Origin of the sequence: Noviherbaspirillum saxi (assembly GCF_003591035.1) — a bacterium.
Lineage (GTDB): Bacteria > Pseudomonadota > Gammaproteobacteria > Burkholderiales > Burkholderiaceae_D > Noviherbaspirillum > Noviherbaspirillum saxi.
Window position 1 is genome coordinate 1,040,318 of the sequence record NZ_QYUO01000001.1, and the last position, 12,093, is coordinate 1,052,410.

A 12,093-nucleotide genomic window follows, 5' to 3' on the forward strand; every position below is an offset into this window, starting at 1 on the left:
GTTTCCTCTTATCGTCCGGTTGAAAATCGCGCAGCCTGAGCAACGCAATTCTTGCATTCTATCCATTGTCTTTTATTTATGGGCGGCGTCTTTGGGTTTCAACAGAACAGTGCTCATTGCCACCAGAATCAAGCCCATCGCTGCATAGTCCTGCCAATGCGGCGTTTCCCCCAGGAACCATGCTCCGGAAAACACCCCAAGGACAGGAATCATCATCACTGACAGGCTGGATGCCACCGGAGGCAAGGTCCGCGCCAGCTTGAACCATACGACATGCGCAAAGCCGAAGATGAGGAGCGCGTTATATACGATCGCTGCCCATGCTGCTGGAGTCGGCCACTGCCATGCAGCGCTTTCCAGTAGGGTGGCCGCAATGGCCATCACCAATGTGGTCAGCGCCAGCATCCAGAAGGTGAGCGAGATGGTCGGCATATTGATGGACGAGCGTTTCATCACGACGGTTCCATAACCCCATCCGGCCGCGGCGACCAGCGCGAAGACCGTGCCGAGCGGATTGCCGGCAAGCGTGGAAAACTCGCTGGAAAGCAACAACAATGCCCCTGCGAATGCGCAAGCCACGCCGAGCCAGGCACTGCGCACCAGTCGTTCTCCAAAAAATGCCAGCGCAAAGAGCGTTGCCCACACCGGCATCGTGTAACCGAGAATGGCAGCACGTCCTGATGCCAGGAGCTTGACGGCAAGAATCATGAAGCTGTGCCAAATCAGCATGTTGGGAACCGCAAGCCAGGCAAGGTCACGAGCCCGCCCGGCGGGAATCGCGAGCGACGCGCCCTGCAGGCGAGCGGCAAGCCAGATGGTGGGCAGGCCGCCGAGCATGCTCAGGGTGCGGAAGCTGAGCGGAGGAAAATCCTGCACGCCGATTTTCATGATCGGCCAGTTGATGCCCCAGAATAAGGTCAGCAGGATGAGAAGGATCCAGTCCTTGCGCGTAAGGGTAGTCATGTCGGTCATGCCGGAACGATATCATGCCGGAACGGCAGGCCGGCACGTTACAATGCCCGGTATCGGTCATTCACTTCTTACTTTTCTGCCGTGACTTTCATAGAAAAACTTTCCGCCGCATGGACGGCGAACAACTCGCTGCTTTGCGTAGGCCTTGACCCGGATATTGCCAAGTTTCCCGCCGCGATCAAAACCAGGCCGGACCCGGTGTATGCCTTCTGCAAGGGCATCATTGACGCGACTGCCGACCTTGCCTGCGCGTTCAAGCCGCAGATCGCCTACTTCGCCGCCTTGCGTGCGGAAGACCAGCTTGAGGCGCTATGTGATTATGTGCGCGAAACCTATCCCCGTATTCCCATTGTGCTTGATGCCAAGCGTGGCGATATTGGCGCGACTGCCGAACAATATGCGCGCGAAGCATTCGAGCGCTACGGCGCCGATGCCGTTACGGTGAATCCGTATATGGGATTCGATTCGGTGGCTCCTTATCTGGAATGGAAAGACCGCGGCGCCATCATCCTGTGCCGCACGTCCAATCCGGGCGGCTCCGACCTGCAGTTCCTGACCGCAGACGGCAAACCCGTTTATCAGCATGTGGCGCAACTGGTTGCGGATAAATGGAATACCAATGGACAGTGCAGTCTGGTCGTCGGCGCAACCTTTCCCGACGAGCTTGCACAGGTTCGCCGCATCGTTGGCGATATGCCGCTGCTGGTCCCGGGGATCGGCGCGCAGGGCGGGGATGTACAGGCGACGGTGAATGCCGGACGCACCAGTGCCGGTACCGGCATGATGATCAATTCCTCGCGTGCCATCCTGTATGCGAAACCGGACCAGGCTGCTGGTGAAGACCATGCAAAGGCTGCGCGTCGCGTCGCTGCGGATACCAGGAACGAGATCAACCGTTTTCGCTAATACCAATCACGTTATGGACCGGGATTGGTATAAGTGTCAGGCGCTTTGCCTTCGTCAAAGAACGACGGCATTTTCCAGCATCATGTCTGCCCTAGAAAACGCAAAAGGCCCTGCAGCGCATGCTGCACGGTGCGCTCACGCACTTCCTGCCGATCGCCGTGAAATATGATGCGTTCGGTATGGGTGCGCCCGTCCAGCGCCCAGCCGAAACAGACGGTCCCGACCGGTTTGCCGGGCACTGCGCCGCCAGGCCCGGCAATGCCCGTGGTCGACAGCGCGACATGAGCATTGCTATGCGATAGCGCACCTGTCGCCATGGCGGCGGCAACTTCTTCGCTGACCGCTCCGCTTTCCTGGATCAGTATTGCGGGTACGCCGAGCATGTCGGTCTTCGCTGCGTTCGAGTAAGTCACGAATCCGCGCTCGAACCATTCCGACGAGCCGGCAATATCGGTCACCGCTTGCGCGACGCCCCCACCGGTACACGACTCGGCGGTTGCCAGCAGCATGCGCCTTGCCTGCAGGGCTTGGCCGACGCGTAGGGCCAGATCCATGATCTCGCTCATGTGATGATGCTCCTTGATCCAGATTCCGGATAAATGATGAGATAGCCTTACTTTACCATCGAGCCAGATTCACTTCGCCGGGCTTGCGTTTCCTGCGCCGCAATTCCAAAGCCGCCACCGCCGGGCGTCTCGATCACGAACACGTCACCTGCCTGCATCTCGGTGCTGGCTACAAAGCCGAGTTTTTCTATGCGCCTATCGTTGCGAATAACATAGTTCCGCCCACATTTGCCCGGCTCGCCGCCCGCGGCGCCGAATGGGGGAACGATGCGATTGTTGGACAGGATCGATGCATTCATCTCTTCGAGGAAGCGCAGCTTGCGTATCCCGCCGTTGCCGCCATGCCATTGGCCGTTGCCACCGGAATGCGGATTGATTTCATAGCTTTCCAGGCGCACCGGATAGCGCCATTCGAGAATTTCCGGATCGGTGAGCCGCGAATTGGTCATATGGGTCTGCACGACGTCGGTGCCGTTGAAGCCATCGCCCGCACCAGAACCGCCGGCGATGGTTTCGTAATACTGGTAAGTCGCATTGCCGAAGGTGAAGTTGTTCATCGTGCCCGGTGCCGACGCCAGTATACCCAGCGCGCCATAGAGCGCATTGGTGACGCAGCTCGATGTTTCCACGTTACCCGATACCACTGCAGCGGGATAGCGTGGATTGAGCATCGAGCCTTCCGGAATGATCACATTCAAGGGTTTCAGGCAGCCGGCATTCAGCGGTATTTCATTGTCCACCAGCGTGCGGAATACGTAGAGCACCGCGGCCATGCAGATTGCGCTCGGCGCATTGAAATTATTGTCGAGCTGCGGCGACGTGCCGGTGAAGTCGATGTCCGCAGCACGGTTTGCATGGTCCACGCGGATCGCGACCTTGATGACCGCACCGTTGTCGAGCCGGTATTCGTAGCTGCTGTCCTTGAGTGCAGTAATGACGCGGCGTACCGCTTCTTCCGCATTGTCCTGCACATGCTTCATGTAGGCCTGGACCACTTCAAGGCCGAAGTGATCGACCATTTTCAGGAGTTCATCGACGCCCTTCTGATTGGCCGCGATCTGTGCCTGCAGGTCGGCCAGATTCTGCCTGATATTGCGGGCAGGGTAGCGACCCGACGAGAGCACTGCGATCGCCTCTTCTTCCAGAAACCGTCCTGCCTTGACCAGCTGGAAATTGTTGATCAATACTCCTTCTTCTTCCACCACCGTGCTGTTCGCAGGCATCGAACCCGGTGTGATGCCGCCGATATCCGCATGATGGCCGCGCGAGCCGACATAGAACAATACGGTTTTACCCGCCTGGTCGAATGCCGGCGTAATAACCGTCACATCGGGCAGGTGTGTTCCGCCATGATAGGGATCGTTCAGCATGTACACGTCGCCGGGCTGCATGCTGGCTGAATTTTCCCGGATGATGGTTTTGATGCTTTCGCCCATCGAGCCGAGGTGCACCGGAATATGCGGCGCATTCGCGATCAGGTTGCCTGTGGCATCGAACAAGGCGCAGGAAAAATCCAGCCTCTCCTTGATATTCACGGAGAATGCGGTGTTCTGCAAACGCAGGCCCATTTGCTCCGCAATGCTCATGAATAGGTTGTTGAACATTTCCAGCATCACCGGATCGGCGGTGGTGCCGATGGCCTCGCGCTGCTTGCGCGCTTCGACGCGATTCAATACCAGATGATTGAGTTGCGTAACTTCCGCACGCCAACCCGGCTCGACGATATTCGTCGCATTCTTTTCTACGATGATGGCCGGGCCATGGATGATGTCGCCGGGACGCGTATCTTCGCGCCGGTATAGCGCCGTATCGTGCCATTGACCGCCCGAGAACAGGCGTACGGTTTCGGCTGCGCGCAAGGGACCGTCGCGTTCCGGGAGTTCTTCGAGGTTGACGGTGTGCTCGCCGGACAATCCGATCGCTTCGACCGAGATCGCCTCCACCACCAGATTCTTGTCCGGCATAAGAAAAGAATAGCGCTTCTTATAGGCAGTCTCGAATTGCGACACCATGGTGTCGACCGTGTCGAAGGGCACCACGATCACCGAATCGGTGCCGTCGTAGCGCAAGTGAACTCGCCGCACGACATCGATACGGGATGGTTCGACGCCTTGCGAAATCAAGTCGCCGCTCGCTTCTTCGGCCAGCAATTGCAGTTTGTCGCGCACGATAGGCAGGATCGCCGGCGCAAGCGTTAGCTCCATCGCCTGCTCGCGCATCGCCGTCTGGTCCGCCAGGCCCATGCCATAGGCCGACAGCACACCGGCAAAGGGATGGGCGAATACGCGTGTCATGCCGAGCGCATCGGCGACCAGGCAGGCGTGCTGTCCGCCCGCGCCGCCAAACGTCGTCAAGGTGTATTCGGTGACATCGTGACCGCGCTGTACCGAAATGAACTTGATCGCGTTGGCCATATTTCCGACCGCGATTTCGATGAATCCTTCTGCGACTTCCTCGGGCGTGCGGCGGTTGCCGGTCGCCTGAAATATTTCCTCGGCCATTTCGGCAAACTTGCGCACCACGATGTCGCGGTCCAGCGCCTGGTCGGCATTGGGCCCGAACACCGCAGGAAAATGATCAGGCTGGATCTTGCCAAGCATGACGTTGCAATCGGTGACAGCCAGCCTGCCGCCGCGACGGTAACTGGCCGGTCCCGGATTCGCGCCGGCGCTGTCCGGACCGACGCGATAACGCGATCCGTCGAAATGCAGGATCGAACCGCCGCCCGCCGCCACGGTATGAATACTCATCATCGGCGCACGCATGCGCACGCCGGCGACCTGCGTTTCGAATTGGCGTTCGAATTCGCCCGCGTAGTGCGAGACATCGGTCGAGGTGCCGCCCATGTCAAAGCCGATGACCTTGTCGAATCCGGCGCTTTGTGCGGTGCGTACCATGCCGACGATGCCGCCGGCCGGACCGGAAAGAATCGAATCCTTGCCCTGGAAGCGATGTGCATCGGTGAGTCCGCCATTGCTTTGCATGAACAGCAGCCGCACGCCATGCATCTGGCTTGCGACCTGGTCGACATAACGGCGCAGGATGGGGGACAGATAGGCGTCCACAACGGTCGTATCGCCGCGCGACACCAGCTTCATCATCGGACTGACCTTGCTGGACACGGAAACCTGGGTAAAGCCGATATCGCGCGCGATGCGTCCGATTGCTTCTTCATGGTGCGGGAAGCGGTAGCCGTGCATCAGCACCACGGCGACTGCGCGATAGCCTTGCGCATGCAAGGCTTGAAGTTCGCGCCTTATCTGCGCTTCATCCAGCGGCAGGATGACATCGCCTTGCGCGCTGACGCGTTCATCGACTTCCACTACCTTTTCATATAGCAGTTCGGGCAGCACGATGTGCCGGTCAAACAGGCGGGGACGGTTCTGATAGGCAATGCGGAGCGCGTCGCGAAAGCCTCTGGTGATGACGAGCGCCGTTGGATCTCCCTTGCGCTCCAGCAGCGCATTGGTGGCCACCGTGGTACCCATCTTGACCGCTTCGACCAGGGCAGACGGGATCGGCGCGTCGGATTCTATGCCCAGCAGGCGCTTGATGCCGGCCACGGCAGCATCCTTGTACTGTTCCGGATTTTCGGAAAGCAGCTTGTGCGTCATCAGCCTGCCGTCCGGCCGGCGCGCGACGATGTCGGTAAAAGTGCCGCCCCGATCGATCCAGAATTGCCAGCGTTTGTCCCGTTTTGGATGTTGCTGCATCATGTGGCTTCACCTTCCTGAAAGAATTGCGCCCGGCGGAACGGCGCGAGACCTTCTCGATGTGTTTTTCGATTGTGCTATTGCCGGAATCTTTGAAGCAGATGACGCCGAAGCCTAGCTGCTCGTGTCATAGGGATTCTACGACCGAGAGGTGCGCTCGGCGACCTCCATGTGATTTTCCTCAATGAGGAGACCGGTCGAAGCACGCACAATGAATTTGCACAGAGGTTGTCCTGATTGAGCGATCAGGCGGCCGGTTTGAGCAGCGATGTGCAGATTCGAGCTTTCGCGGTCTTCGGGCCGCGATTTTTTTTGTGCCAATCTTAAACCGGATACAGCGTGCGCCATAACGCAAACAGCAGCAAGGTATAAAACGCCGCAACGATATCGTCCCACATCACGCCGAAACCGCCCTTGAAGCGACGGTCGAAGTAGCGGATCGGCTCAGGTTTCATCATATCGAAAACGCGGAACCAAAAAAAAGCCAAGCACTGTGTCACCAAGTCCGCCGGTGAAAGAAATACCATCACTGACCAGAACGCAATGATTTCATCCCACACCATGCTGCCGTGGTCGGCGATGCCAAGATTGCGTCCGGTAATGCGGCAAGCCCAGATGCCGATAAAAAATCCGGCAACAATGATCAAAGTCCATATTGCCGGCGTGAAGACGCCCGGCCAGCGTGATGTGAGCACGGCATAGCTCAGCCATGAGAGCAAGGTCCCGGCAGTGCCGGGCATGATGCGCGACAAGCCGCTGCCAAAGCCTTGTGCTAGCAGGTGCGCCGGATGCGAGAGCATGAAGCGGGCGTTGGGCCTGACTATGACAGCGGTGCGCCCGGATTCCAGGGTATTCATGGGGTAGCGAAATGATCGAATGAAGCGGGTTGCAATGCCAGTGGCGCACCGTTGGCATCCAGGAGCCGCAGTCCGGCATCGGCGTCGATGCTGCCGACCCGCGTAACGGGAACGTTTGCTCGTTGCGCCGCAGTCAACACGGCATCGCGGTGATCGGCCGGCGCGGTAAAACACAATTCATAGTCGTCGCCGCCAGACAGCGTAAAGCGGCGCCGCAGCGCATCCGGCTGCAAGGACAGCATCGGTCCGGCAGGCAATGCGTCTACCATCAATGATGCCCCGGTGCCGGATCTGGACAGGATGTGGCCAAGATCGCCGGCCAGTCCGTCCGAGATATCGATCGCAGCATGTGCAATGCCGCTCAACGCCGTACCCAGTTCGACGCGCGGCGTCGGCCTATGCATGCGCTCGCCTGCCTTGTCCAGTGTCGCATCATCAAGAACGATTTCATTGCGGTACCCTGCCAGCGCAAGTCTGGCATCGCCCAGCGTTCCGGAAATCCAGATATCGTCACCCGGCAGCGCGGCATCGCGCCGCAATGTCAGGCCCGGCAGCGCTTCGCCGAATACCGTGATACAGATATTCAACGGGCCCTTGGTCGTGTCGCCGCCGATCAGCGCGCAGTGGTGTTGGTCCGCCAAAGCCAGCAATCCGGACGAGAAGGGCGCTAGCCATGCCGGATCGGCAGATGGCAGCGAGAGCGCCAGCGTGAATGCGAGCGGTCTTGCCCCCATCGCAGCCAGGTCGGAAAGGTTCACTGCCAGGCATTTGTGACCAAGCCTGCCGGCATCAGCCCCGGCAAAAAAATGGCGGCCTTCCACCAGCATGTCGGAGGAGATCGCCAGTTGCATGCCCGGCGAGGGGGTGATCAGCGCACAGTCATCGCCAATACCGAGCGCAACGGCGCTGCCTAAATTGTGCGAGGGGCGAGTGAAATAGCGGGAAATAAGGTCGAATTCTGACAGCATGCCCAGATTGTACCGAAGGAAATGCCATGTACATCGTCTTCTGTTGATGGCTCCTTGCGCATCTTCGCAACCATTTCGAGCCTCTCCTCTGTCTTATATATGTATGTGCAGACCATTTTCGCCATGCAGTATGAACGGCATGAGGTGGAATTGCGAGAATGGGGTGGGTCTGAAAAAATCCCATATCTGACTTATTCCCTATTTGGCATAGCAAAAAAGTGCGCCATGAGATCAGAGCCAATATTAATAAAATTAATTTAAATTAAAAAATCAATAGAAATCTTTATCGCAGACTGCGCAATTCTAGTACCAATGGTCAATCTATCTAGGACAAATACGTATGAATCGCGTCGATTCCCTCTGATAAAATCCAGTGTTTTCCGCAAGCTAAAAAGGAAGGCCACATCATGGAATCGTCGACCGATCAAAAAGAAGAACTTCGACAGCAGCTTCGACAGGCGGCGCTCGAGTACCATGAATTCCCCACCCCTGGAAAAATCAGCGTTACGCCCACCAAGCAACTGACCAATCAGCGCGACCTTGCCCTCGCATACTCGCCCGGCGTGGCTTCGGCTTGTGAAGAAATCGTCGTCGATCCCGCCAATGCGTTCAAATACACCGCGCGCGGCAACCTGGTTGCGGTAATTACGAACGGCACCGCGGTTCTCGGCCTCGGCAATATCGGCCCCCTGGCCTCCAAACCCGTCATGGAAGGCAAGGGCGTGCTGTTCAAGAAGTTCGCCGGTATCGACGTGTTCGATATCGAAATCAATGAAAACGACCCCGACAAGCTGTGCGACATTATCGCGTCGCTGGAACCGACCTTCGGCGGCGTGAACCTCGAAGACATCAAGGCGCCCGAGTGCTTTTATATTGAGCGCAAGCTGCGCGACCGGATGAAGATCCCGGTCTTCCACGACGACCAGCACGGCACGGCGATCATCGTCGGCGCGGCGATCCTGAACGGTCTCAAGGTCGTCGGCAAGGACATCAAGGAATGCAAACTGGTTGTCTCCGGCGCAGGCGCAGCCGCACTGGCCTGTCTCGACCTGATCGTCGACCTCGGCTTCCCGATTGAAAACATCTTTGTCACCGATTTGGCCGGCGTGGTCTACAAGGGTCGCACCGAGCTGATGGATCCCGACAAGGAACGCTTTGCCCAGGACACCAGCGCCCGCACCCTGGCGGAAGTCATTCCCGACGCCGACATTTTCCTCGGCCTGTCCGCCGGCGGCGTGCTTAAATCCGAGATGGTCGCCAAGATGAAGGCACGGCCGCTGATTCTGGCGCTGGCCAATCCGACCCCGGAAATCCTACCGGAAGAAGTGAAGGCGGTCCGCAACGATGCCGTGATCGCGACCGGCCGCTCGGACTATGCGAACCAGGTCAACAACGTTTTGTGTTTCCCCTACATCTTCCGCGGCGCGCTTGATTGCGGCGCCACGACGATCACGCGTGAAATGGAAATCGCCGTGGTCCATGCGATCGCCGACCTCGCGCAGGCCGAACAATCGGACATCGTCGCCACCGCCTACGGCATCAGCAACCTGTCGTTCGGCCCGGAATACCTGATTCCCAAGCCCTTCGATCCGCGCCTGATGATCAAGATTGCGCCTGCAGTCGCCAAGGCGGCGGAAGAGTCCGGCGTCGCGCTGCGTCCTATTCAGGACATGCAGGCCTATAGTAGCCGACTGCAGCAATTCGTCTATCGCAGCGGCACATTCATGAAGCCGATCTTCCAGATCGCGAAGAAGGCGCCGGCCGCGCGCAAGCGCATCGTGTTTGCCGAAGGCGAAGAAGAACGCGTACTGCGCGCGGTGCAAGTCGTGATCGATGAAAAGCTCGCGAAGCCGATTCTGGTCGGACGCCCCGCCGTGCTGGCGCAGCGCATCGAAAAATTCGGCTTGCGCATGCGTCCCGACGTGGACTTTGAAACCATCAACCCGGAATACGACGAGCGCTATCGCGAGTTCTGGCAGGAATACCTGGCGATGACGCGCCGCAAGGGCGTGACCGAGCAGTATGCAAAGCTGGAAATGCGTCGCCGCCATACGCTGATCGGCGCGATGATGATTCACAAGGGCGCCGCCGACGGCATGATCTGCGGAACCTTCGGCACCACGTCGCTGCATCTGCACTATATCGATCAGGTCCTGGGCAAGCGCGAAGGCGTCAATGTCTATGCCGCGATGAATGCACTGATCCTCCCGGATCGCCAGGTCGTCATGGTCGATACCCACGTCAACGAAAATCCGACCGCCGACCAGCTCGCCGAGATCACCATCCTGGCTGCGGAAGAAATGCGCCGCTTCGGCCTGTGCCCGCGTGCCGCGCTGCTGTCGCACTCGAACTTCGGCACCAGCAACAGCGAGTCGGCGCGCAAGATGCGTGCCGCGCTTGAAATCATTCGCGAGCGTGCGCCGGATCTGGAAATCGATGGTGAAATGCACGGCGACACCGCGCTCGATCCGAACTTGCTGAAGTCGGTCATGCCGGATTCACCGCTCAAGCGCGATGCCAACCTGTTGGTTCTTCCCAATATTGACGCGGCCAATATCTCGTACAACCTGCTGAAAACCGCGGCGGGCAACGGTATCGCGATCGGCCCCATCCTGCTGGGATGTGCAAAACCGGTCCATGTGCTGACGCCATCCGCGACCGTGCGCCGTATCGTCAACATGACCGCGCTGTGCGTGATGGACGCAGTGGCTGAGCGTTAATCGGCGGTTAAGCGCACCGATAAAAAAGCGGCTCTTCCATGCGGAAGAGCCGCTTTTTGCTATGGGGAAGGCCGTGTATTTGTGCGCGCACAATTGTTGACGCATGCCATCTATTCGGTGGTGAAATACATCCGCAGTCAGAGATATTGCCAAAAGCTTATTTTTGCCTGCCTATTTTGTCAGGCGGCCTTGCTCAAGCAAGGTTTTGAGCGGTACGCGCCCCGTCTGTACCAGGGGTGCAGCGCGATCGCAATGGCCGGGCTGGTCATCGAAGAAGATATGCGGCTTGAAGGCTGCCAGCACGTCTGACTTGCCAACTCCACCCATGAAGAAAGTCTCATCGATCGCAACATTCCATGCACGCAGCGTGCGGATAACCCGTTCATGCGCGGGTGAAGAGCGCGCGGTCACCAGTGCGGTACGAATAGGCGCGGAGCGTCCGTCGGCCGACTTGAAATTGTTCTGAATATACGAAAGGGCTTTCAGCAGGCGGGCGAATGGCCCTTCCGGCAGCGGCTTGAGGGCATTCTCGCGTTCGTGGTTTTCAAACGCTTCAATCCCTTGGGTTTGATAAATCAGTTCGGATTCATCCGAAAAAATCACGGCATCGCCATCAAAAGCGATTCGGATCTGATCGAGTTCCTCAAAGGCATTGTCCGGCTTCTGATACAGCAGTGCAGACGCCACGCCTGAATTGATCGCCGCCTGTACGTCGTCTTCATGCAGGGACAGAAAAAGACTGACATTGAACGCGTGCAGGTAGGGTGCGAGAGGCGCGCCACCCGACAGTACCGCCCGCGTAATGTCGAGATCGTAATGGCGAATGGAATTAAAAATACGCATTGACGTCTCAGACGAATTGCGCGACATGATGACGACTTCGACAAAGCGCTGATTGTGAACGAGTACGTTCAGCTTCAGCAGGGCACGCACGAGCGCAAAGCCGGAGCCCAGTTTCAGAATTTCGTTTTCATTATCAATCTGATGTTTCCTGTAGGCTTCGAGCCCCTGCGTACGGAAAATCGTTTCCTCGGCTTCGAGGTCAAACAATGCACGCGAGGAAATTCCTACGACCAGCAGGTTATCGAGAGAGACAGGCATGAAGTCGACTAAAGGCGAATGAGGGTGGTGACCGGTCAGTAAGTATAAACCGGGTGTCGAGCTGAGCTGGAAAGACCTGAAGAACAGCCAAAGAAAGACTGTATTGAACAACGAGACCAGAAATGAAAAACGCACCTCGAAGGGTGCGTATCCACTGTTATTGCGATTGGTGCCGAGAGCCGGAATCGAACCGGCACGCTGTCTCCAGCGCGGGATTTTGAGTCCCGTGCGTCTACCTATTCCGCCATCTCGGCGACGCGCCCGCTATTATCACCGATTTGCAGCAATCG

8 protein-coding genes and 1 tRNA gene are annotated in these 12,093 nt (G+C 58.0%); 2 read left to right on the forward strand and 7 right to left on the reverse strand.

Going from position 1 to position 12,093, the window contains the following annotated elements; all coding sequences use genetic code 11:
- Positions 1–72: 72 nt before the first annotated feature.
- Positions 73–963, reverse strand: a complete 891-nt coding sequence (locus tag D3871_RS05040) for a DMT family transporter (protein ID WP_119769901.1) — start codon at positions 961–963, stop codon at positions 73–75.
- A gap of 90 nt (positions 964–1,053) precedes the next feature.
- Between D3871_RS05040 and pyrF the strand changes: the two genes are divergently transcribed.
- Positions 1,054–1,878, forward strand: a complete 825-nt coding sequence (gene pyrF, locus D3871_RS05045; protein ID WP_119767898.1) for an orotidine-5'-phosphate decarboxylase — start codon at positions 1,054–1,056, stop codon at positions 1,876–1,878.
- A gap of 80 nt (positions 1,879–1,958) precedes the next feature.
- On the opposite strand, the gene D3871_RS05050 is transcribed toward pyrF, so the two are convergent.
- The 4 genes from D3871_RS05050 to thiL form a co-directional block, all read right to left on the reverse strand.
- Positions 1,959–2,444 (reverse strand): CinA family protein, encoded by a 486-nt coding sequence (locus D3871_RS05050; RefSeq protein ID WP_119767899.1) that lies wholly within the window; start codon positions 2,442–2,444, stop codon positions 1,959–1,961.
- 47 nt (positions 2,445–2,491) lie between these two features.
- Positions 2,492–6,160: a hydantoinase B/oxoprolinase family protein gene (locus D3871_RS05055; protein ID WP_119767900.1), complete on the reverse strand. Its 3,669-nt coding sequence runs from the start codon at positions 6,158–6,160 to the stop codon at positions 2,492–2,494.
- A 320-nt stretch (positions 6,161–6,480) separates the two neighbouring features.
- A complete protein-coding gene (locus D3871_RS05065; protein ID WP_233575517.1) occupies positions 6,481–7,014 on the reverse strand; it encodes a phosphatidylglycerophosphatase A family protein in 534 nt (177 codons plus the stop codon).
- A complete protein-coding gene (gene thiL / locus D3871_RS05070) occupies positions 7,011–7,982 on the reverse strand; it encodes a thiamine-phosphate kinase (RefSeq protein WP_119767902.1) in 972 nt (323 codons plus the stop codon). Before thiL ends, D3871_RS05065 begins: the two co-directional genes overlap by 4 nt.
- Before the next feature lie 407 nt (positions 7,983–8,389).
- Here thiL and D3871_RS05075 point away from each other — a divergent pair, with 407 nt between their 5' ends.
- Positions 8,390–10,702, forward strand: a complete 2,313-nt coding sequence (locus tag D3871_RS05075; protein ID WP_119767903.1) for an NADP-dependent malic enzyme — start codon at positions 8,390–8,392, stop codon at positions 10,700–10,702.
- 171 nt (positions 10,703–10,873) lie between these two features.
- On the opposite strand, the gene D3871_RS05080 is transcribed toward D3871_RS05075, so the two are convergent.
- Together D3871_RS05080 and D3871_RS05085 are read right to left on the reverse strand one after the other, a co-directional pair.
- Complete coding sequence (locus D3871_RS05080; protein WP_119767904.1) at positions 10,874–11,803, reverse strand: 5'-nucleotidase; 930 nt, start codon at positions 11,801–11,803, stop codon at positions 10,874–10,876.
- Between the two features lie 167 nt (positions 11,804–11,970).
- A tRNA-Leu gene (locus D3871_RS05085) sits at positions 11,971–12,057 on the reverse strand.
- Between the last annotated feature and the right edge of the window lie 36 nt (positions 12,058–12,093).